This is a genomic window from Roseateles toxinivorans, from assembly GCF_004362525.1.
GTDB classification, from domain to species: domain Bacteria; phylum Pseudomonadota; class Gammaproteobacteria; order Burkholderiales; family Burkholderiaceae_C; genus Paucibacter; species Paucibacter toxinivorans.
The window spans coordinates 46031-66795 of record NZ_SNXS01000012.1; the positions used below are offsets into that span (position 1 = coordinate 46031).

Below are 20765 nucleotides of genomic sequence, written 5' to 3' on the forward strand. Positions count from 1 at the left end.
TGCGGCGGTGCCTGCCCACGGCGGACCACCGCGCATATTCCCTGGGGTTATGCAAGCACGACAAGCATTCATTGCGCATTTGTAGCAATTCAGAGTCGTTCTCTATGGCGCGAGTCCGCAACGTTGTTGATCATGACTCCAGATCTGCCGCTTCGCCGGCTGCCGCACGCATGGGGCCCGGACCGCAGGCGTCCACCGAATCCGCATTCAAGGAGAAGTCATCATGAAGTTGAACAAGCTGGTGCAATGCCTGGCCCTCGTGGGGCTCAGCGCCCACCTTGCCGCCACGGCGCAGGACGTCAGCAAGCTGCAGCGGGTGGAGATCACCGGCAGCAGCATCAAGCGCATCGCCGCCGAGGGCGCACTGCCGCTGCAGGTCATCACCCGCGGCGAGATCGACCGCGCCGGCATCGCCACCGCCGAGCAGCTGATCTCGACGCTGAACATCAACGGCAACGGTCTGGACAACCTGGCCAGCAACGCCGACGTCGTCGATGGCGCCCAGCGCGGCAACAACGGCGCCACTTCGGCCAATCTGCGCGGCCAGGGCGCCTCCAGCACCCTGGTGCTGCTCAACGGTCGTCGCGTCGCTGCCCACGGCCTGAACGGCGCGGCGGTGGATCTGAACTCGATCCCGTTCGCGGCGGTCGAGCGCATCGAAATCCTCAAGGACGGCGCCTCGGCCATCTACGGCACCGATGCCATCGGCGGCGTGATCAACTTCATCCTGCGCAAGGACTACCGCGGCCTGGAGGCGAATGCCTTCATGGACGCCACCGAGGCCGGCGGCGGCAATGTCTTCCGCGCCTCGCTGACCGGCGGCTTCGGCGACATCGACAAGGACGGCTTCAATGTGCTGGCCTCGCTGACCCGCAGCGACAGCAAGCTGCTGCGCGGCAACCAGCGCGACTTCGTCAACACCTTCCAGCCCGAGCGCGGCCTGTCGGTGGACACGCGCGGCACGCCCTATGCCACCGCCTTTGCCGTCAGCGGCATCGACTCCATCCTCAGCAACAAGAGCAGCACCGGCCCGATCCAGCCCGGCACGACGCAGCAGATGTCGGCCATCAATGTGCTGGACCTGCCCGGGCAGAAGGGCTGCAACGCGATCGACGGCCAGGCGCCCTATGACGAGAAGCTCTGGGACGTGGCCGCCTCGAAGTGGGCCTGCGCCTGGGACACCGGCCGCGCCGCCGTGCTGCAGCAGCCGGTCACCAACACCAATCTGGTGTTGCGCGGCACCTTGAAGCTGGGCGAGCACCTGATGTTCGGCGAGGTCGTGGCCGGCAAGTCGGAGTCGGCCAAGTCCTTCTCGCCCAACCAGGTGTCGAGCAGCGGCACCGCCAGCAGCGCGCTGTTCAACCTGACCTATCCGAGCACCGGCGCGGCCTACAACACGGTGTTCAACGAGATCGCCAAGGTCTTCCCGACGATACAGCCCAACTACGGCAAGGGCATCGCCTATCGCTGGCGCTGCATGGAGTGCGGCAACCGCGAGATCGCCACCGAGTCCGACACCGGTCGCTTCCTGATCGGCGCCGAAGGGCCGATGGGCCTGGGCAACTGGGATTACAAGGTCGGGCTGTCGCAGGCCTTCAGCAAGTCCAGCTCGGTGCTGGGCACCGGCTATTACTACACCGTGCCCTTCGTCAACATGCTGAAGAGCGGCATCATGAATGTGTTCCTTGCTCCGGGTGAGACGCAGAGCCAGGCCGCGATGGACGCCCTGGCCGCCACCTCGGCCGCCGGCGTGACCTTGTATGGCGGCAAGTTCACCATGACCGAGGTCGATGCCTCGGCCTCGGGCACCATCATGAAGCTGCCGGCCGGTGACCTGATGGCCGCCGTCGGCGTGGACGTGCGCCGCGAGGAGTACCGCTTCAACGGCGACCAGCGCGACATTGCCGCCCGCCAGGCGATCCTGAACGCACCGTTCGACGACATCAATGCGCTGGGCGGCGTGAGCCGCAACATCAAGGCCGTCTACGGCGAGCTGCTGGTGCCCATCACCAAGAAGCTCGAGGCCACGCTGGCCGTGCGCCGCGACGACTACACCGGCTTCGGCGACACCACCAACCCCAAGGTCACGCTGCGCTTCACACCCTTCGACGAACTGCTGATGCGCGGTTCCTACAGCACGGGTTTCCGTGTGCCGACCTTCAACCAGCTGTTCAACGGCGTGACCATCTCGCCCTATTCGGGCAAGGACCTGGTCGACCCGGCCAAGTGCGCCACCGGCAAGGTGGACACCAGCAAGCCCGGCTGCGAGTCGATCACCCCCGACATCCTGACCGGCGGCAAGACCACGCTGGGCCCCGAGGAGTCCAAGCAGGCCACCTTCGGCATCGTCTGGGCGCCCAATGCCCAGTTCAGTGCCAACGTGGACTGGTGGTACATCAAGAAGGAAGGCACGATCCAGACCCTGTCACTGACCGAAATGGTCAGCAACTTCGGTCTCTTCCCCGAGGCCTTCTTCCGCGATGGCAGCGGCAATCTGGTCGGTATCGACCGGCGCTGGATCAATGCCGGCGAGAGCGTCACCAAGGGCGTCGAGGTGGGCGCCAAGATCAACGGCCAACTGGCCGGCGGCAAGTGGGCGGCCAATCTGGACGGTGCCTATCTGATCGAGAAGAAGTCGCGGCTGATCGTCAACGCACCGTTCGGTGCCAGCGAGGTGGGCGTGTTCAGCCGTGCAGGCGATCTGGGCCTGCGCTGGAAGCACACCATCAGCCTGAGCTATGCCAAGGGCCCCTGGATCGGTACTGTCTCGCAGACCTACCGTGACGGCTACAAGGACTATGTGCTGCCGGGCGTGGCCTCGGGTCTGGTCGTGCCGCCGGCATGGAACCCCAACGTGGCCAGCTACACCACCTACAACGCCAGCGCCAGCTACACCGGCTTCAAGAACCTGACCCTGACGGCGGGCATCAAGAACCTGTTCGACAAGGATCCGCCATTCTCGGTCGCCTACGACTCCAACCTCGGTTCGGGCAGCTCCTGGGAGCCTCGAGTGGCCGACCCGCGTGGCCGCTCGTTCACCTTGATGGCGAACTACAAGTTCTTCTGATCGCGGCCTCGGCCCAGGCCCATCAAACCCGCCGGTGCAAGCTGGCGGGTTTTTTCATGGGCCGGCTCAGCGCGGCGCGCGCAGGGCTGCGTCGGCCAGCAGCCAGCTGCGGTCAAGCTCGGCCCTCAAGGACTGCGCCTCGCCGCGTCTGTCCTGAGCCAGCAGGGTCCGGGCCAGGCCGTCCAGCGCCCAGCCGCTGAGCGGCTGCTCGGCCAGGGCGATGCGAAAGCTTTGCTCGGCTTGGGCGTGGCGCTGCCCCCGCAGCTGCATCTCGCCGAGCAGCAGGCGGGCGCCGCCGGCCAGCATAGGCGGCTCCGTCTGGTCGGCGTAGCTGGACGCCATCACCGCCTCGGACTGGCGTACCAGCGCGTCGTCGATGCGGCCTTCGGCCAGTGCGAGTTCGGCGCGCAGCTGTGCCTGTGCGGTATTGACGAGGCTGCGCACGATCTTGGGGATGAAGGTGCTGCCGGCGTGCTGGGTGATCAGCCTGGCGGCGGCCGGCTCCAGCCGCGCCAGGGCCTCCGTGGCCCCCGCCAGCTGACCGGTACGTGCCAGCGCCGTGCCGCGCGCCATCTCGCCCAGCACCGAGGCCAGGCCCTTGCCGCCGCTGGGCAGCGGCTCCTGCAGCAAGGCGTCCCAGCGCTGCAGGCGCAGCAGGGTCAGCATCGGCAGGCTGCGCCGGTACTCGGCATACTCGTGGTTGCCCGTGGACAGGGCTGCGCTGGCGCGCGCGGTCTCCAGTGCCAGGTCGCCGCGGCCCTCCATCAGCGCTCCATACCACTGGAAATGCGTGTTGTGGCCTCGCCAGTCCTTGCTGATGCTGAACTTCTGCGCCTTCAGCTCGGCCATCATCGCCAGATCGGCCGCGTTGGCCTGCTGGTTGACACGCGTCGCATCGGCATAGCGGCCGACCAGCGCATAGGTGTGGGCCGGCATATGCAGCAGGTGCGGCGACTTGGGCGCCAGCGCGCCCAGGCGGTCGGCGGCGGCCACCGCCCGGCCGGCCACCTGCACCGCATCAACGGTGTGTATCAGGTAGTGGTTGAGCCCGGTGTGATTCGGGTGCTTGGCCAGGCCCGCTTCGAGCCGGTCGGCCACCTCGCCGATGCGGCCGGCCGGCTTGCCGGTGTCACGGTCCCACCAGTCGCCGTGGGTGGCGACCAGCTCTGCCTCGGCGTAGATGGCCAGCACATCGGCGTCATCGGCAAAGCGATCGGCCAGCATGCGCATGCGCTCGGCGTAGGCGATGTCCAGCGGGTCGGCCTTCTCCTCGGTGCCGCCGGCACCGCAGACCTCGCCCTGCAGCGGCGCGAGATTGCGGGCCTCGCTGCCATGGCCATAGCGCAGCGCCAGCGATTCGATCAGGGCGCGGTCGCGGGCCGAAGCGCCGGCGCTGCGCTTCAAGGCGTGGTCCACATGCTGCAGCGCCTCCTTGAGATCGCCGCGATCGGTGTTGTTGATATTCGGCCCCAGCGCATAGGCCACGCCCCAGGCGCACAACGCGCAATCCGGGTCCTGGGCCAGCGCGGCCTTGAAGGCGCGCACCGCCTCGACCTCGTTGAAGGCATAGGCCTGGGCGATGCCCTGGGCGAACAACCGCCGCGCCGCCTCATTGGCCTGCGAAGGCACCAGGCTGCTGGCACCGAAGCCGTCAAGCACCGGTGCCGTGGCGCGGCGATCGGGGCTGAAGGGCAGCAGGGCGCATGCGGCCAGCACCGCGATGCTGGCGCCCGCGGTGGTGAGCCTTGCGGCCTGCTTCATCCTCATGCCTGTCCGCGAGTTACTGCTGGACCGGGCGCCCTGTGCCCACCGAGCCCTGGGCGCGGGCCGAGAGATAGGCATAGAGATCGATGATATGGGCGCTGACCACCGGCTCGCCCTGCCAGGCCGGCATGCTCAGCGCGCCCTGCTTGCGCTGCACGACCTCATCGACCAGGGTGCTGCTGCCGGCCTGCGCGGCAGGCAGGTTCCAGTCGTAGCGCTTGAGCACCAGGCCAATGAAACGGTGCGAGCCCATCTCGCGAACCCTGGGCAGCAGATCGGGTGCAAGGGCGGTGCCGCTGGCCGCCGGCCCGTGGCAGGAGGCGCAGCGCTGCTGGAACACGCGCCAACCCGCATAGGCCGAGCCGGGCGGCCGGGCCTGCTCCGCAAGCTCCTTCGCCGCTTGGCGGTTCTGCCACTCCACTGCACAGCCGCCCAGCAGCAACAGCGAGGCTCCCATCAACGCGAGCGTGGAAAGCTTGGCCATATTGGTTCCCTTTGCGCTTGTCCTCAGCGCGAAACACACGTCGCCGCGGCGGCGGCGTACCTCATGGCCCATTCTGCATCCATCGGGGCCGGCCTGCGAGGCCGAACTGTGCTCAATGCTTGGCCGGTGCCCCCAGCGCACGCACCTCGGCCTTGACCTCGACGCTCTCGCGCTTGCCGGCCTTGTCCTCGAAGACCAGGGTCAGGGGCACGGTGTCGCCGGCCTTCACCTGCTGCTTCAGGTCCATCAGCATCAGGTGGTAGCCGCCGGGCTTGAGCTCGACGGCCTTGCCGGCGGGCAGGTCCAGCGCCGGTATCTGGCGCATCTTCATGACGTTGTTGTCCATCGCCATCTCGTGCACCTCGGCCATCGGCGTCAAGGTCGTGCTGACCGCGACCAGGCGCGTGTCCTTGGCGGCGGTCAGCTGCATGAAGGCGCCGGTGGCTTTTTGCTGGGCGACGGTGGCGCGTACCCAGGGGTCCTTGACGGCGACCTGGGCCGAGGCAGTGGCCAGCAGGGCGGCGCCAAGCAGCGCGGCGAGCAGCGGAGTACGGAGTTTCATAAGGGGCATTCGCATCGAAGAGATCGGGCCATTCTAGGCCGCGGCCTCGGTGCTGACTTCTTGCACCTCGGTCGGCGCCAACGGCGGCGCCTCGAACGGCAAGGTGAGCTTGAAGCAGCAACCCTGGCCCGCCGCGGACTCGACCTCGACACGACCACCCAGCACGCCGGTCACCAGCTTGTGCACCTCGTGCAGGCCCAGGCCCGAGCCACCCTGGCCCAGGCGGGTGGTGAAGAAGGGGTCGAAGATGCGCGGCAGGTGCTCGGCGGCAATACCGTGGCCGTTGTCGATGATGCTGAGGCTGATCAGGCAATCGTCCAGCCTGCGCGCGACGATGCGCAGCTGCGGCGCCTCGCAGCCCTGCAGGCCATGCAGGCCATGCAGCAGGGCATTCTCGATCAGATGGGCCAGGACCTGGCTCAACGCACCGGGGTAGCTCTCCAGCCGAAGATTCGGGGCCAGATCTTGCTGCACCGCCACCGCGACCGTCTGACCCTGCAGCAGCGGCTGCAGCGTGACCAGCACCTCCTGCACCAGCTCGTCGAGCAGGAAGCTGCGGCGCGGGCTGCCGGCCTGATCCGCGGCGGCCTGCTTGAAGCCCTCCACCAGACGCGTGGCATGCAGCAGATTGCGCACCAGCGAGACCAGCGCCTCGCGCGTCCAGCCGACGAAGCCCGTCAAGGTCGAGCGGCGCACGCCCTCGCGGGTGCCGGCCTCGAATTCGTCGAGCTGGTGCTGCAAGGCGGTGGCCAGGGTGAGGCTGCTGCCCAGCGGCGTGTTCAGCTGGTGGGCCACGCCGGCGACCATCGCGCCCAGGGCCGCCAGCTTTTCCGAACGCACCAGTTCGTGCTGGGTCTGGCGCAGATGCTGCAGGGTGTCGCTGAGCTCGGCGGTGCGCTCGCGCACGCGCTGGTCCAGGGTGTTGTTCAGGTCCAGCAGCGCCTGCTCGGCCCGCAACCTTTCGGTCACATCCTCGACCACACCGACGATGCGCTGCACCCGGCCGTCGGGGCCCTTGACGGCGAAGGCGCTGGTGCACAGATTGCGCAGCTCGCCATCGGCGCGCCGGGCGCGCCACAAGGTTTGCACCTTGCCCAGCCAGCTGCCTCCGCGCAGGCGGCTGCGCAGCCGATCCACATCGTCGGGATGCACCGCATCCCACCAGGCACGCGGGTTGTGCAGCAGCGTCTCGGCCGGCAGGCCGAACATCTGCTCATAGGCCGGGCTGACGTAGTCAAAGCGGCTCAGGTCCGGCGCCGCCACATAGAACACCTGGTCGATGCTGGCGGCCATTTCGGTGAAGCGCTGCTGGCTCTCGCGCAGCCTGAGCTGGCGCGACAGCAGCGCCACCACGAAGGCCGCCAGCAGCAGGCTGTTGAGCAGGCCGATCTGGAAGTAGCTGGACATCCAGAACGGTGGCGTTTGCCAGCCACCCTGCGGCGTGGCCATCAAGGTCCATTCGCCGCCGGGCACTTCGACCGGCACGCGCACCGGCCGCTGCTGCGCCACGCGGGCATTGCCCCAGATCGGCGCACCGCTGTCACCTCGCGCATCGCTGCCCACCAGGTGCAGGGCCAGCGGATGGCTCTCGACCAGGCCGCCAGCCTTGAGCAACGGCGCGACCGACACAACGATGGAAATGACCCCCCAGTAACGCGGCCCGGCGTCCGGCGTCAGCGCGTCGAGGAACACCGGCTCGCGCACGATCAGGGCCTCTCCGCCCTGCACCAGCTTGACCGGCCCGGCCAGCACCGGTCGACGCTGCTGGCGCGCGCGCAGCACAGTGGCCCACTGCTCGGGACGGGTCTGGTAGCGAAAGCCCAGCACCGCCTCGTTGCCGCTCAGCGGATAGACCAGCTGCACCTGGTCATCGGGCGCAACGGCAATATTGCGAATCTGCGGCAGCCGGGCCAGCGTGCGCCGGGCGATGCCATTGAACTGATCGGCGGGCAGCCGCTCCTGGTGGCTGGTCAGATAGACCAGGCCGCTGGTGGCGCTGAAGGTGCTCTTGAGCACGCCCACCAGCTGCGCCTGCAGGGCCACCAACTGGCCGAACACCTGCGCCCGCTGGGCCTGGGCCTGATGCTCCAGGTCCAGCCGGGCCACCTGCACACTGACGCCCGCACCGAGCGCAAGCGCCAGCCCACCCGCAAGCCAGGGACCGCGAAACCAGAGCGCACCCATCTGTTGCTCATCCGTTTGGATGAGCGCAGGTTAGCAGGCCGCGGCGCGGTTTGGCCCTATTCCGACGTCAAATGCAGCAAATCCTCCAACAGCGTCACGCTGCCCTGCCCGGCATCGAGCGCCACGCGTCGGCCGAAGGGCAAGACCTGGTGCGGCCTGCAGTGGCCCGAGGGCCAGCCACCGAGCACCGGCTTGCCCAGCGGCAGCAGGTAGTCGGCCAGCACCGCCTGCGGCGAGTCGGCCTCGGTGAAGCCGCCCAGCAGGAAGCCGGCGGCGGCATCGAGCTGGCCGGCCAGGCGCAGCTGGGCCAGCATGCGGTCGACCCGGTAGGGCGCCTCACTGACGTCCTCCAGGAACAGGATGCGCCCCTGCAGCTGCGGCGCAAATGGTGTGCCCAGCAGCGAGCAGAGCACGGCCAGATTGCCGCCCGTCAGCTCGCCCACCGCCTGCCCGCCCTGGCGCAGCCCAGCGCCCAGCGACGGCTCCAGGCGCAGACCGGCGGCCATGCCGGAACGCAGGGCCGTGAACAGCGCCTCGGCGTCGGGGCCGGCCTCCTCATGCAGCAGGTCGGAGGCCGGCATCGGTGCCTGCAGGCTGGGCAGACCCATGCCGTTGAGCAGCAGGTGCAGGGCGGTGATGTCGCTGTAGCCGATCAGCAGCTTGGCGTGGCGGCGCAGCAGCCCGGTGTCGATACGGTCCATCAGCCGCAGGCAGCCATAGCCGCCGCGCAGGCACAGCACGGCATCGACCTCGGGGTCGGCGAAGGCGGCGTGCAGGTCCTGCAGGCGCTGCGTGTCGTCGCCGGCCAGATAGGAAAGGGTCGGGTGCTGCGCGTGGCAGCCGGGGAATATCTTGGCGCGAAACCCGTGGCGCTGCAGCAGCGCCGGGACTTGAGCGACGCGCTCCGCGTCGGCCGGGCCGGCGGGTGCGATCACGCCCAGGGTGGCGCCGGGGCGCAGGCCGGTATGGTGCGAAAAGCTCATGCAGATTCCATGCGGGCGCTCAGATAGCGATCGATCGCCGCACCCAGTGCCGGCAGGCGCCAGGTGCTGGCGCACAGCGGATGCGGGGCATAGCGGCTGCCGAGGTTGCTGAGCAGGGCGATCAGGTAGTGGCGCCTGGCCGGGGCGATGCCCTGCACGATACCCGCATCGGAGGCGTAGTTCTCGGTCGTGCCGGTCTTGTGGGCAAAACGCAGCGTGGCCCTGGCGGCCAGCGCGCGCAGGTCGCCGGGATAGGTCTCCCCCGCCACCCGGGCCGTGCCGTCGGCCTGCAGCCAGCCCGCCGGCAAGCGGGCATCAAGACCCGGCACCCAGCCGGGCAGGCCGGCCAACAGACCGCTGGACAGCAGGGTGTGCAGGCCCTGGGCGTCCAGCCAGCCGCGCAGCCGCGCGCGGCTGGCGGCGCTGAGCAGCGGTGGCGCGCCGGGCGGCAGCCAGGGTGGTGGCGGCGCCTGTTCGTCCAGCAGCCAGAGCAGGCGCAGCGTGTCCCAGGCCGTCATCTGGATCTGGCCCACGCCCGAGCCGGCGCCATTACCCCAGCCACCATCGGCACGGGTATTGGCCAGGCGCAGCGTCGGCAGGCCCTGGGCCTCGAACAGCTGGTGCAGCTCGTTGTGCACCTCGCCCCCGGCGTCGCGGCGTATCGCACCCCAGGCATGGAGCAGGCTCACCAGGGCCGAGGTGGCCTGGTTGCTGCTCTGCGCGATCATGTCCAGGCCCCAGTCGCGCACCTCGCGCACCTCGCCCTGGTAGCTCAGCGCCTCGTCCCAGACCACGGCGCCGGCATCCACCAGCCGCGCCACGCCCACGGCCACCATCAGCTTCAACAGCGAGGCCGGATAGGGCGCGACGAAGCGCAGCGGCGCGCCCGCGCCGCCGAGGCTGCGCCAGCTCAGGCGCGACCAGTCGCTGTGCGGCCTCCAGGCGATCGAGTTCAGCTGGGCGTCGGTCTGATCGGCCAGGAAGTGCACATTGCGCACCGGGCCGGCGTCGGCCGAGATGTCGGCCACCAGGCCCTGCGGATGCTCGCGCGAGAACAGCACATTCGCCCACACCGGCGCACGGCCGGGCATGAAGGCGGCCACGGCCAGGTCGATGCTGGGTGGGTGCGTCAGCGCCGCGCCGCCGAGCATCGCGTCGGGCGTCTCGTCGAAGCGCTGTTCGCGCACCGCCGCGCGCAGCGCCTCGGCCAGTTCGCCAGCATTCATGGCAGCTGCAGGCCGTCGAGCGGAATCGGGCTGGCCCGGCCGGAGATCAGCGAGGCCAGGATGCTTGCCGAGCCGAAGGCGAATGTGAAGCCCAAGGCGCCATGGCCCACGTTCAGCCACAGGCCGGGTACCGGGCTGGCGCCGAGGATGGGCGCGCCGCTGGGCGTGGCCGGGCGCAGGCCGGCCCAGGCGCTGGCCTGGTCATAGTCGGCGGCGAGCGGAAAGGTGGCGCGCACCGAGCGCTGCAGCGAGGCGATGCGGCCGGGGTCGATGCGCGTGTCATCGCCGACCAGATCGACCATGGCCGCCACGCGCAGCCGGTCGCCGATGCCGGCGTAGAGAATCTTCTTCTCGAAATCGGTCACGCTGACCACCGGCGGACGGTGCTGCGGGCCTATCGGTGCGGTCAGGCTGTAGCCCTTGAGCGGGTAGATGGGCAGCGACAGGCCCAGTGTGGCCGCCAGCGCCCGGCTCTGCAGACCGGCGGCAATGACGAAGTCGTCGGCGCTCAGGCTGTCGCCGTCGGTGTGCAGCGACACCGCCCTGCCCTGGCGCCGCTCGAAGCTCCGCGCGGTGGCCTGCACAAAGCCGCGGAACAAGCCATGCTCGCGCAGGCGTGCTGCCAGCTGTTGGCAGAACTTGTTGCAATCGGCCACCGCCTCGGCGGGGGTGAAGATGCCGCCGGCCAGCACCGCCCCGCCATGGGTCAGGGCCGGCTCCAGCGCCGGCTCCAGCCGCATGCACTCGCTCAGCGACAGGGCCTGTTCCGTCCCGCTGCCCTGCAGGCGCAGGCGCTCCGCGGCGCGGGCGAACTCCTCGGGCTGGCGGTAGACGACCAGCTTGCCCGGCGTGCGCAACTCGAAGGCCTGCAGGCGGGTGCTGCGCACAAGATCGGCGAACACCGCCTGGCTGTAGGCGCCCAGGGCCAGCAACCGCGCCGTCGTGCGACGGTTCACCGGGCCGCGGCAGGCGCGCAGAAACGATAGCAGCCAGGACCATTGCTGCCAGCTCGCCTCGGGGCGGAAGCGCAGCGGGCCATCGGGGTCGAACAGCCACTTCAAGGCCTTGAACGGCACCCCCTCGTCGGCCAGCGGCGACACATAGCGGTAGCTGAGCTGGCCGCCATTGGCATGGCTGGCGCCGCTGGCCACCTCGCCCTCGCGCTCGACCAGCGTCACCTGGTGGCCGGCTTCCAGCAGCGACCAGGCGGTCGTCAGACCGACGACGCCGCCGCCTATCACTACGATGTGCTTCATCCCGACCCACGGAGCCTATGACTGGCACTCAGGGTAAGGAGAACGCCGCCATTGATCCAATGAAAGGCCGGGGGCCTCCCATAACCCTGGCGCATGCGTCAGGGCCGGGAGGCGATTCGGCCGGTCAGGACATCACGACCTTGCCGCCGGCCTTGGTGCACTCGTCCTTGGACTTGGCCTTGACCCAGCCCTGGCCCTTGCAGCTGTTGTGGCCCTTGCACTCGCTCTTGGCGGTCTTGCACTCGGACGTGCCCTTGCAGCTATTGGTGCCGGCGCACTTGACGCCGCCATCTTCGGCGGCCTGCACCGCGGTGCTCAAGGTGCCCATGGACAGCAGGGCAGCGGCGGCGGCGGCAACGGCGAGGCCGGATTTGAAGTTCGACATGGTGGTTCTCCTGAAAGATGTGGGGAAGGAACGAATGAATGAATCAGACGGTTGTAGGCACTCTTGCAAACCTGCAGTGGCCTGATGCATCTACGCGAGCCCTAGTTCGCTGGATGCAGCCGCACTGCGCTTGCTTGCCAACGTGAGTCGTGACCCCCGCCTGCTTCCTTACGCCCTTCAGAAGAATTCTTGAATGTGCACCAACTGCCACAGCGCAAAGCCGGCCAGCACCGCGGCACTGAACAGGTTGACGCGGCGCTGCCAGCGCGCGTCGAAGCGCCCGCGCAAGCGCCCCACCCCGCTGCTCAGCGCCAGCCACCACAGCGCCGAGCCGATGAACACGCCCGAGACCATGGTCCAGGGCGCCGCCACCTGGCCGGCGCCTGCCATCGCGCCGAAGATGGCGATAAAGGAGAAGATCGTCGCCGGGTTCGACAGGGTCAGCACAAAGGTGCTGGCGAAGTGCCGCCACAGGGGGGCCGGCGCACCGACCGGCTTGGCCGTGGTCTGCGCGACCGGCGCACGCAGCAGCTGCCAGGCCATCCACAGCAGAAAGGCGCCGCCAAACAAGGCCAGCGGCAACCGCGCCGCCGACAGCGCGCTGATCAGCCAGGCCACGCCGAACGCACCGACCGCGCCGTAAGCCGCATCGGCCGCCGCCGCGCCGAGGCCCGTGGCCAGGCCGGCGCGCGGGCCAAGCTGCAGGCTGCGCTGTATGGTCAGCAGGCCGATGGGCCCTACCGGCGCGGCGATCGACAGGCCTATCAGCAGCGACTTCGCGAAAACATAGAAGGTGTCCATGACGGTCACTGTAGCCAGCGGGCGCTGCCGCCGGAATGGTGAAATTCAGGCGATGATGGGCACCGACTTGCTGAATTTCTGGTGAACAAGGGCGATGACGAACACGCTGCAACTTGACGACAAGGCTTGGCGCATCCTGCAGGCGCTGCAGCTCGACGGCCGCGCCCCGCTGAAGCAGCTGGCGCTGGAGGCCGGCCTGTCGCTGCCGGCCACCGCCGAGCGGCTCAAGCGCCTGCAGGAGGCCGGCGTGATCAGCGGCATTCACGCCCAGCTCGATGCCACGGTGGTGGGCTACGGCGTGCGCGCCATCATCGGCATCACCGCCCTGCAGCCCGGCAAGCGCCCGCTGCTGGAGCATCTGCGCAGGCAGCCCGAGGTGCTGGAATGCCACCACGTCACCGGCGCCGACTCCTACCTGATGACGGTGGTGGCGCCCGACATGAAGGCGCTGGAGGCGCTGCTGGAGGGCATGAACAAGTACGGCGAGACGCGCACGTCTATCGTGATGTCAACGCCGATACCGGAGCGGGCACTGCAGCCGCCAAGTTCAGCGACTGACTAAGCTTTTCAAAGCTGGCGGCGGCGCACGCGCAGCCCCACCAGTCGCCGGGCTTCAGTGCGGGGGTCGCCCTTGCAGGGCGACTGCCCTGCGGTGCTCCCGTCTTGGGCCGGGCGCGTAACTCGCCCCCGTTCGCTTCGCTCACTAAGCTCGGACAAACGCGCCCAGTCAGTTTTTTGATCCGCACGCTGGCGCGTGCTGGCCCAAACCGCTGCGCTCCTCAGCCCCGCACAGCCGCCCGTCGTCTGGCGGGGCTGCGCATGCGCGGAACCAGGGCGGCGTGGCAAGAGTGGTGCGCCACCGCCCGCCTAAGACACAGGCGCGACTCAGTCCGCCAGCACCGCCGCCATCGCCACGGCAACAGCCTCCACATTGCGCGTGTTCAGACCGGCCACGCACATGCGGCCGGAGCGCAGCACGTAGACGCCGAACTCGGCCTTCAGGCGTTCGACCTGCTCGGGGGTCAGGCCGGTGTAGCTGAACATGCCGTGCTGGCTCAGGAAGTAGCCGAAGTCGCGGCCCGGCAGCTTGGCGCTCAAGACGCTGTGCAGGCTCTTGCGCATCGCCTTGATGCGCTCGCGCATGCCCTTGACCTCGGCCTCCCAGGCGGCGCGCAGCTCGGGCGTGCTGAGCACGCGGGCGACCAGTTGGCCGCCATGCATCGGCGGGTTCGAGTAGTTGCGGCGGATCGCCGCCTTCAGCTGGCCCATCACCAGCGCGGCCTGGGCGGCGTCGGGGCAGACCACGCTCAAGGCACCGCAGCGCTCGCCGTAGAGGCTCATGCTCTTGGAGAACGAGTTGGCGATGAAAAAGCTCAGGCCCTCGTCGGCCAGCAGGCGCACGGCGTAGGCGTCTTCCTCTATGCCATCGCCATAGCCCTGGTAAGCCAGGTCCAGGAAGGGCAGCAGCTCGCGTTCGCGCAGTACCGGCACCAGCTGCTGCCATTGCGCCGGGGTCAGGTCGACACCGGTCGGGTTGTGGCAGCAGGCGTGCAGCAGCACGACGCTCTTCTTCGGCATCTCGCGCAGCGCGGCCAGCATTGCGTCGAAGCGCAGGCCACCGGTGGCGGGGTCGTAATAGGGGTAGTTCTTGACCTCGATGCCGGAGCCTTCGAACACGGCGCGGTGGTTGTCCCAGGTCGGCTCGCTGACATACACGGCGCTGTCGGGGAAATAGCGCTTGATGAAATCGGCGCCGACCTTCAGGCCACCGCTGGAGCCCACCGCCTGGATGGTGACGATGCGGCCGGCCTTCAGCGCCGGATGCTCGGCGCCGAACAGCAGATGCTGCACCGCAGTACGGAAGTTGGCCGCGCCCTCCATCGGCAGATAGGGGCGGGCGCCGGCATCGGCCACCACGGCCAGCTCGGCCTTGCGCACCGAGTCCAGCATCGGGATGCGGCCCTCGTCATCGAAGTAGATGCCGATCGACAGATTGATCTTGTTGGCGCGCGGGTCCTTCTGAAAGGCCTCGTTGAGCGAAAGAATCGGGTCGCCTGCGTAGGCGTCAACGTGCTGGAACATGGTGATGAACTCCTGAATCGGGCAGCCCGCATTATCGGGGCTGCGGCTTCGAACGCCGGCGGGGCAGTAGTGACCCGGCTTGCGTGAGCAGCCTTGCTGTGTTCATATGAACGTCACGAGATGGTCATTTTGAACGGGCAACATGTTCATATGAATGCCGCAAAGCGCTCCGACACGACCCCAGCCGCGCTGACCGCGGCGGAGGATCGTTTGAACGCCATCCTCGGCCTGGTCGGTGAGCAAGGCTTTCAATCGATTGACATGCTGGCCGAGCGCTTCGGCGTCAGCACCCAGACGATCAGGCGCGATGTCAACGCGCTGTGCGAGCGCGGCCTGTGCCGGCGCCGACACGGCGGCGTCGATGTGCTGCCTGACGCGGCCCAGAACGTGGCCTATACCGCGCGGCGCATCCTGCACCGCGAGGCTAAGCAATCCATCGCCCGCTGCGTGGCCCAGGCCGTGCCCGAGGGCGCCTCCTTGTTCTTCGGCATCGGCACCACGCCCGAGGAATGCGCGGCGGCCCTGCAGCAGCGCCAGCAGCTCAGGGTGATGACCAACAACCTGAACGTGGTCGCGGCGCTGCGCCGCAACCCCGGCTGCGAGCTGGTGATGGCCGGCGGCCGGCTGCGCAATACCGACAACGATGTGGTGGCCGGCGAGGCGCACGAGTTCTTCTCGCGCTATGCGGCCGACATCGGCATCTACGGCGTCGGCGGCGTGGCCGAGGACGGCAGCCTGCTCGATTTCAGCCAGGACGAGGTGCGCATGCGCAGCGAGCTGGCCAAGCATTGCCGCCAGCGCTATCTGGTGCTGGACCACTCCAAGTTCGGCCGCAGCGCCACCGTGCGCGGCGGGCATATCACCGAGGCCCACCGCGTGTTCACCGACCGACCGGTGCCCGCGCCCATCGCCGCCATGCTGCTTGACGCCGGCGTGCAGCTGGTGGTGGCCTCTGCACTGACCTATCCCCCGCTTGCTCTCACTACTGGAGAACATTGACATGTCCATGCCCAAATTCCACCGCTACGCGCTGGCCGCCGCGCTGGCCCTCACCGCCCTGGTCGGCACCGCGCCGGCCCAGGCCCAGCAACGCGCCATCTGCTACAACTGCCCGCCCGAATGGGCCGACTGGGGCTCGCAGCTGAAGACCATCAATCAGCGACTGGGCATACAGGTGCCGTCGGACAACAAGAACTCGGGCCAGGCAATTGCTGCGCTGATCGCCGAGAAGGCCAGCCCGGTGGCCGACGTCGTCTATCTGGGCGGCATCGCCGCCGACCCGGCCCGCGACGCCGGCGTGCTGACGCCCTACAAGCCCAAGGCCTGGGACAAGATCCCGGCCGGCCTGAAGGACCCCGAGGGCAACTGGTTCGCCATCCACTCGGGCACCCTGGGCCTGTTCATCAACACCGCCGCGCTGGGCGGCAAGCCGGTGCCGCAGAGCTGGGCCGATCTGCTCAAGCCCGAATACAAGGGCATGGTCGGCTATCTGGACCCGACCTCGGCGGCCGTCGGCCAGCTGGGGGTGATGGCGGTCAATCTGGCGCTGGGCGGCACCTACGACAACCTCGAGCCGGGCATCAAGTTCTTCAAGGCCCTGGCCAAGAACCAGCCCATCGTGCCCAAGCAGACCTCGTACGCCCGCGTGATCTCGGGCGAGATCCCGATCCTGCTGGACTACGACTTCAATGCCTACCGCGGCCAGTACACCGACAAGGCCGCCGTGCGCTTCGTGATCCCCAAGGAGGGCACGGTCGTGTTCCCCTATGTGATGGGGCTGGTCAAGGGTGGGCCGAATGCCGACAACGGCCGCAAGGTACTGGACTATGTGCTGTCCGACGAGAGCCAGACGCTTTGGGGCAATGCCTATCTGCGCCCGGTGTTCGCCGAGCATCTGTCGGCCGAGGCCAAGGCCCGCTTCCTGCCCGACGCCGACTACGCCCGCGCCAAGCCGGTGGATCTGAAGCGCCTGGCCACGGCCCAGCCCAAGATCATCGAGCGCTACAAGAACGAAGTCCAGTAAGCGACTCACCGCCCCCCCGGCCATGGTCCTGCTGATACTGCCCACCGCCCTGTTCTTCGGCGCCTTCTTCGTGCTGCCGATGGCACGGCTGTTCCTGGTGGGCGGCAGCGGGGCCACCGGCTGGGCGGCCTACACGGCCATACTGACCGACGCGAACTACTTCAACGCGCTGCTGGCAACGCTCGGCATCGCCTCGGCCACGACCGCGCTGACGCTCTTGATCAGCGGCATCACCGGCGTGTTCCTGCAGCGCCACAAGTTCCCCGGCAACGCGGCGCTGGTGGCGATGCTGACGCTGCCGCTGGCCTTTCCCGGCGTGGTGATCGGCTTCATGGTCATCATGCTGGCCGGCCGCCAGGGGCTGATAGGCCAGGTCACCGAATGGGCCACCGGAGAGCGCGTGGTGTTCGCCTATTCGATGCTGGGCCTGTTCATGGGCTACGTCTATTTCTCGATCCCGCGCACCATCCTCACCGTGATGGCCGCGACCGAAAAGCTGGACCCGCGGCTGGAAGAAGCCGCCCGCTCGCTGGGTGCCTCGCCCTGGCGCGTGGTTGTCGACGTGATCGTGCCGGCCCTGAAGCCGGCGCTGATCTCGGCCGGCGCGATCTGTTTTGCCACCGCCGTGGGCGCCTTCGGCACCGCCTTCACCCTGGCCACCCGCATCAATGTGCTGCCGATGGTGATCTACACCGAGTTCACGATGTCGGCCAATATCGCAATGGCCGCCGCCTTGAGCTTCACGCTGGGCGCGCTCACCTGGTTGGTTCTGGCGCTGGCGCGCACGGCGGCTGGCTCGTCTGTGGCCGCCGCCGGTTGAGGCTGAGATGAAATTGATCGACTCGCGACGGTGTACCGGTGCTTTGTCCCTCGACGCGATGGGGTGGCAGAGGAGGCGGGGGGCCGGCCACCACGGGCTGAAGCTTGGGCCGGTCCCTTCGGCCCGACCTCCAGCTTCTTTATGCCCGCCGTGGCCGGCCCCCCACCCCCTCTGCGGATACGCTGGTGACCGCCAACTCCGAGACGTACGAGAGTCTTGCGGCCTTGCGAACCTGCACACCCGCTGCAGCAGGGACGAGGGTGTGCCGGTCGCAGCGGGCATAAGGAAGCCGAAGTTCGGTCCGTTCAGGACCGGACAATGCTTCAGCCCGCAGCGGCCGGCGCGCCCTCGTCCCTGCCGCCTCAACCTTTATGCGTCGGATGTCGCTCCAAGCGCGTCGGAGGATCCGACATGAACCGCCCGCGCAAACTCTTTGTGCTGCAGCTCGCCTTCACCTTGGCGGTCTGCGCCTTCCTGATCGTGCCGGTGATCCTGTCCATGCTGGCCGGGCTGACCGTCAACTACATTGCCGGCCTGAGCAGCGGCCTGACCCTGCGCTGGATCTTCGAGGTCTGGGACGGCTACCGCGACACCATCTTCCGCTCGGTGGGCATCGCGCTGGCCTGCCTGGTCGTGACCCTGCTGCTGGGCGTGCCCACCGCCTATGTGCTGGCGCGCACACGCAATCGCGTGGGCCGCTGGATCGAGGAACTGCTGGTGCTGCCGATCGCCATGCCGGGCCTGGCCACGGCCCTGGCGCTGATCGCCAGCTACGGCGCGCTGCGCGGCTTTCGCACCTCCTTTAGCTTCATCCTGGTCGGCCATGTGCTGTTCACCCTGCCCTTCATGGTGCGCTCGGTGCTGGCCGTGCTGCAGTCCATCGATCTCAAAACCTTGGAGGAAGGCGCGGCCTCGCTGGGGGCAGGCTTTGCCCGGCGCTTCTTCGACATCGTGCTGCCCAACTGCCGGCAGGGCATCCTGGCCGGCTCGCTGATGGTCGTGACCTTGTCGATGGGCGAATTCAATATGACCTGGCTCCTGCACACACCGCTGACCAAGACCCTGCCGGTGGGCCTGGCCGATGCCTATGCCTCGCTGCGCCTCGAGGTGGGCAGCGCCTACACGCTGATCTTCTTCATGATGATCGTGCCGCTGCTGCTGGCCATGCAGACGCTGGCCCGGCCGCGCACGACCAAGTTCATCGCCGACGACGCTACCCCGGACGCCAAACCATGACCGCCCCCCTGTCCATTCATCTGCAGGCCTGCGCCAAGACCTTTGCCGATGGCACCCGCGTGCTGGAGCCGCTCGACGTGCAGATCAAGGCCGGCGAGACCCTGGTGCTGCTGGGCCCCTCGGGCTGCGGCAAGACCACCACTCTGCGCCTGATCGCCGGGCTGGAGCAGCCCGATGCCGGCGGCAAGGTGCTGTTCGACGGCGTCGATGTGACCCAGCAAAGCATAGAGGCGCGCAATGTCGGCATGGTGTTCCAGTCCTACGCGCTGTTCCCGAATATGAGCGTGGCGGAGAACATCGGCTACGGCCTGCGCATACGCAAGCTGCCGGCGGCGGCACAGCGCGAGCGCGTGGCCGAGATGCTGGAGATGATGCGCATCGCGCCGCTGGCCGACCGTTCGATCGACCAGCTCTCCGGCGGCCAGCGCCAGCGCGTCGCCCTGGCCCGGGCGCTGGCCGTGCGCCCCCGCGCGCTGCTGCTGGACGAACCGTTGACCGCCCTGGACGCCCAGCTGCGCGACACCCTGCGCGTCGAGATCAACCAGTTGCTGCGCCGGCTGGCCATCACCACGATCTACGTCACCCACGACCAGGCCGAGGCGATGGCGCTGGGCGACCGCATCATCGTCATGTCCCATGGCCGCGTGGCCCAGATGGGCACGCCGCACGAGATCTACCACCAGCCCGCCAACCGCTATGTGGCCGGCTTCATCGGCACGATGAACCGGGTGCAGGGCGAGTACCGCGACGGCGGGCTTTTCACCTGCCCGGCGGGGCGGCTGCGCTGGCCGGGCGCCCAGGCCTCGGGTGCAGGCGAGCTGTTGTTCCGCCCCGAGGATGTGAGCATCGTCGGCGAGGATGAGCCGGCCGATCTGGTGGGCACCGTCACCGCTTCGCTGTACCTGGGCGACCGCACAAGACTGATCGTCGACCTCGGCCAGGCCCAGCCGCTGACGATGGACTGCCTGGCCCGCAGCGCCCCCGCCGTGGGCCAGAGCGTGCGCCTTCAAGTCGATCCGCAAGGGCTGCTTGCGCTGGCGGCCTGAACCGAGGGACCTCATCATGCTGATTGCCCAGTTCTCCGACACCCACATCAAGATCCCCGGCAAGCTGGCCTATGGCCGCGTGGACACCGCCAAGATGCTGCAGGCCAGCGTCGCCCATCTGGCGGCGATGCGACCACAGCCCGACCTGCTGCTGATCACCGGGGACCTGGTGGATCTGGGCCGGCCGGCCGAGTACGAGTTCCTGAGGTCGCTGCTGGCGCCGCTGCAAATGCCGATGCTGGTGATTGCCGGCAACCACGACGAGCGCCAGGCACTGCGCGAGGCCTTTGCCGACCAGGCCTATTTCCCGGCCAGCGGCTTCATGCACTACGACACCGGCGGCCGCTGGCCGCTGCGCATCATCGGCCTGGACACCTTGGTGCCCATGGAGGGCCGCGGCGAGCTGTGTGCCGACCGGCTGGACTGGCTGGCGCAGACCCTGGCCGCCGCACCGACGCAGCCGACGCTGGTGCTGATGCACCACCCGCCCTTCCTGACCGGCATCGCCCATATGGATGCGCTCGGCCTGAGCGGCCGCGAGGCCTTTGCCGAGATCGTGCGCGACCACCCGCAGATCCAGCTGATACTGTGCGGCCATCTGCACCGCAGCATCCAGACCACGGTCGGTGGCCGGCCGGTGCTGACCTGCCCCAGCACCGCGCACCAGGTGGCCCTTGATCTGCGGCCCGAAGCGCCCAGCGCCTTCCGTATGGAGCCCCCCGGCTATATGCTGCACCGCTGGCACGGCGGTCAATTGGTCAGCCATGTGGTGGCGGTGGGCGACTATGCAGGGCCCTATCCCTTCTTCGAGCCGAGCGGCAAGCTGATCGACTGAAGTAGCCCGGA

18 protein-coding genes are annotated in these 20765 nt (G+C 68.5%); 8 read left to right on the forward strand and 10 right to left on the reverse strand.

The features are described 5' to 3' along the window. Positions 1–223: 223 nt before the first annotated feature. A complete protein-coding gene (locus DES47_RS25395) occupies positions 224–3067 on the forward strand; it encodes a TonB-dependent receptor domain-containing protein (RefSeq protein WP_133703579.1) in 2844 nt (947 codons plus the stop codon). A 66-nt stretch (positions 3068–3133) separates the two neighbouring features. On the opposite strand, the gene DES47_RS25400 is transcribed toward DES47_RS25395, so the two are convergent. From DES47_RS25400 to DES47_RS25440, 9 genes are all read right to left on the reverse strand, one after another. Beyond that, on the reverse strand, positions 3134–4834 hold the full coding sequence (locus DES47_RS25400) for a hypothetical protein (RefSeq protein WP_133703580.1): 1701 nt from the start codon (positions 4832–4834) through the stop codon (positions 3134–3136). Between the two features lie 13 nt (positions 4835–4847). Next, the gene (locus DES47_RS25405) at positions 4848–5315 is read right to left on the reverse strand and encodes a c-type cytochrome (protein ID WP_166652166.1); all 468 of its coding nucleotides are present in this window, start codon (positions 5313–5315) and stop codon (positions 4848–4850) included. A 112-nt stretch (positions 5316–5427) separates the two neighbouring features. After that, a complete protein-coding gene (locus tag DES47_RS25410) occupies positions 5428–5877 on the reverse strand; it encodes a copper chaperone PCu(A)C (protein WP_133703582.1) in 450 nt (149 codons plus the stop codon). A 33-nt stretch (positions 5878–5910) separates the two neighbouring features. After that, a complete protein-coding gene (locus DES47_RS25415; RefSeq protein WP_133703583.1) occupies positions 5911–8061 on the reverse strand; it encodes an ATP-binding protein in 2151 nt (716 codons plus the stop codon). Positions 8062–8117: 56 nt separating this feature from the next. Next, positions 8118–9044: a S66 peptidase family protein gene (locus DES47_RS25420; RefSeq protein ID WP_133703584.1), complete on the reverse strand. Its 927-nt coding sequence runs from the start codon at positions 9042–9044 to the stop codon at positions 8118–8120. After that, positions 9041–10270 (reverse strand): serine hydrolase, encoded by a 1230-nt coding sequence (locus DES47_RS25425; protein WP_133703585.1) that lies wholly within the window; start codon positions 10268–10270, stop codon positions 9041–9043. Before DES47_RS25425 ends, DES47_RS25420 begins: the two co-directional genes overlap by 4 nt. Continuing rightward, a complete protein-coding gene (locus tag DES47_RS25430; protein WP_133703586.1) occupies positions 10267–11526 on the reverse strand; it encodes a D-amino acid dehydrogenase in 1260 nt (419 codons plus the stop codon). The genes DES47_RS25425 and DES47_RS25430 overlap by 4 nt, the downstream gene beginning before the upstream one ends. A gap of 124 nt (positions 11527–11650) precedes the next feature. Continuing rightward, positions 11651–11911: a BufA2 family periplasmic bufferin-type metallophore gene (gene bufA2 / locus DES47_RS25435; RefSeq protein WP_133703587.1), complete on the reverse strand. Its 261-nt coding sequence runs from the start codon at positions 11909–11911 to the stop codon at positions 11651–11653. A gap of 177 nt (positions 11912–12088) precedes the next feature. Next, positions 12089–12712: a LysE family translocator gene (locus DES47_RS25440; protein ID WP_133703588.1), complete on the reverse strand. Its 624-nt coding sequence runs from the start codon at positions 12710–12712 to the stop codon at positions 12089–12091. A gap of 94 nt (positions 12713–12806) precedes the next feature. Here DES47_RS25440 and DES47_RS25445 point away from each other — a divergent pair, with 94 nt between their 5' ends. After that, positions 12807–13274 (forward strand): Lrp/AsnC family transcriptional regulator, encoded by a 468-nt coding sequence (locus DES47_RS25445; RefSeq protein ID WP_208115117.1) that lies wholly within the window; start codon positions 12807–12809, stop codon positions 13272–13274. A gap of 323 nt (positions 13275–13597) precedes the next feature. Here DES47_RS25445 and DES47_RS25450 read toward each other — a convergent pair whose 3' ends face one another. Further along, entirely contained in the window at positions 13598–14794 is a 1197-nt protein-coding gene (locus tag DES47_RS25450) for an amino acid aminotransferase (protein ID WP_133703589.1), read from the reverse strand. A gap of 150 nt (positions 14795–14944) precedes the next feature. Here DES47_RS25450 and DES47_RS25455 point away from each other — a divergent pair, with 150 nt between their 5' ends. From DES47_RS25455 to DES47_RS25480, 6 genes are all read left to right on the forward strand, one after another. After that, positions 14945–15793 carry a DeoR/GlpR family DNA-binding transcription regulator gene (locus DES47_RS25455; RefSeq protein WP_133703590.1) on the forward strand — a complete coding sequence of 283 codons (849 nt, stop codon included), beginning with the start codon at positions 14945–14947 and terminating at the stop codon, positions 15791–15793. A 1-nt stretch (position 15794) separates the two neighbouring features. After that, entirely contained in the window at positions 15795–16817 is a 1023-nt protein-coding gene (locus DES47_RS25460; RefSeq protein WP_133703591.1) for an ABC transporter substrate-binding protein, read from the forward strand. 22 nt (positions 16818–16839) lie between these two features. Then, positions 16840–17637 carry an ABC transporter permease gene (locus tag DES47_RS25465; RefSeq protein WP_133703592.1) on the forward strand — a complete coding sequence of 266 codons (798 nt, stop codon included), beginning with the start codon at positions 16840–16842 and terminating at the stop codon, positions 17635–17637. A gap of 411 nt (positions 17638–18048) precedes the next feature. Then, complete coding sequence (locus DES47_RS25470; protein ID WP_133703593.1) at positions 18049–18873, forward strand: ABC transporter permease; 825 nt, start codon at positions 18049–18051, stop codon at positions 18871–18873. Next, entirely contained in the window at positions 18870–19919 is a 1050-nt protein-coding gene (locus DES47_RS25475) for an ABC transporter ATP-binding protein (RefSeq protein WP_133703594.1), read from the forward strand. Before DES47_RS25470 ends, DES47_RS25475 begins: the two co-directional genes overlap by 4 nt. A 16-nt stretch (positions 19920–19935) precedes the next feature. Beyond that, on the forward strand, positions 19936–20754 hold the full coding sequence (locus DES47_RS25480; RefSeq protein WP_133703595.1) for a phosphodiesterase: 819 nt from the start codon (positions 19936–19938) through the stop codon (positions 20752–20754). Positions 20755–20765: the final 11 nt, after the last annotated feature.

Excerpts from the sequence above, each read along its gene's own strand:
- DES47_RS25460 (WP_133703591.1), top strand. The coding sequence starts at position 15,795 with ATGTCCATGCCCAAATTCCACCGCTACGCGCTGGCCGCCGCGCTGGCC.
- DES47_RS25475 (WP_133703594.1), top strand. The coding sequence starts at position 18,870 with ATGACCGCCCCCCTGTCCATTCATCTGCAGGCCTGCGCCAAGACCTTT.
- DES47_RS25415 (WP_133703583.1), bottom strand. The coding sequence starts at position 8,061 with ATGGGTGCGCTCTGGTTTCGCGGTCCCTGGCTTGCGGGTGGGCTGGCG.
- DES47_RS25450 (WP_133703589.1), bottom strand. The coding sequence starts at position 14,794 with ATGTTCCAGCACGTTGACGCCTACGCAGGCGACCCGATTCTTTCGCTC.
- DES47_RS25405 (WP_166652166.1), bottom strand. The coding sequence starts at position 5,315 with ATGGCCAAGCTTTCCACGCTCGCGTTGATGGGAGCCTCGCTGTTGCTG.
- DES47_RS25470 (WP_133703593.1), top strand. The coding sequence starts at position 18,049 with ATGAACCGCCCGCGCAAACTCTTTGTGCTGCAGCTCGCCTTCACCTTG.
- DES47_RS25420 (WP_133703584.1), bottom strand. The coding sequence starts at position 9,044 with ATGAGCTTTTCGCACCATACCGGCCTGCGCCCCGGCGCCACCCTGGGC.
- DES47_RS25425 (WP_133703585.1), bottom strand. The coding sequence starts at position 10,270 with ATGAATGCTGGCGAACTGGCCGAGGCGCTGCGCGCGGCGGTGCGCGAA.
- DES47_RS25395 (WP_133703579.1), top strand. The coding sequence starts at position 224 with ATGAAGTTGAACAAGCTGGTGCAATGCCTGGCCCTCGTGGGGCTCAGC.
- DES47_RS25465 (WP_133703592.1), top strand. The coding sequence starts at position 16,840 with ATGGTCCTGCTGATACTGCCCACCGCCCTGTTCTTCGGCGCCTTCTTC.
- DES47_RS25445 (WP_208115117.1), top strand. The coding sequence starts at position 12,807 with ATGACGAACACGCTGCAACTTGACGACAAGGCTTGGCGCATCCTGCAG.
- DES47_RS25480 (WP_133703595.1), top strand. The coding sequence starts at position 19,936 with ATGCTGATTGCCCAGTTCTCCGACACCCACATCAAGATCCCCGGCAAG.
- DES47_RS25430 (WP_133703586.1), bottom strand. The coding sequence starts at position 11,526 with ATGAAGCACATCGTAGTGATAGGCGGCGGCGTCGTCGGTCTGACGACC.
- DES47_RS25400 (WP_133703580.1), bottom strand. The coding sequence starts at position 4,834 with ATGAGGATGAAGCAGGCCGCAAGGCTCACCACCGCGGGCGCCAGCATC.
- DES47_RS25440 (WP_133703588.1), bottom strand. The coding sequence starts at position 12,712 with ATGGACACCTTCTATGTTTTCGCGAAGTCGCTGCTGATAGGCCTGTCG.
- DES47_RS25455 (WP_133703590.1), top strand. The coding sequence starts at position 14,945 with ATGAATGCCGCAAAGCGCTCCGACACGACCCCAGCCGCGCTGACCGCG.
- bufA2 (WP_133703587.1), bottom strand. The coding sequence starts at position 11,911 with ATGTCGAACTTCAAATCCGGCCTCGCCGTTGCCGCCGCCGCCGCTGCC.
- DES47_RS25410 (WP_133703582.1), bottom strand. The coding sequence starts at position 5,877 with ATGAAACTCCGTACTCCGCTGCTCGCCGCGCTGCTTGGCGCCGCCCTG.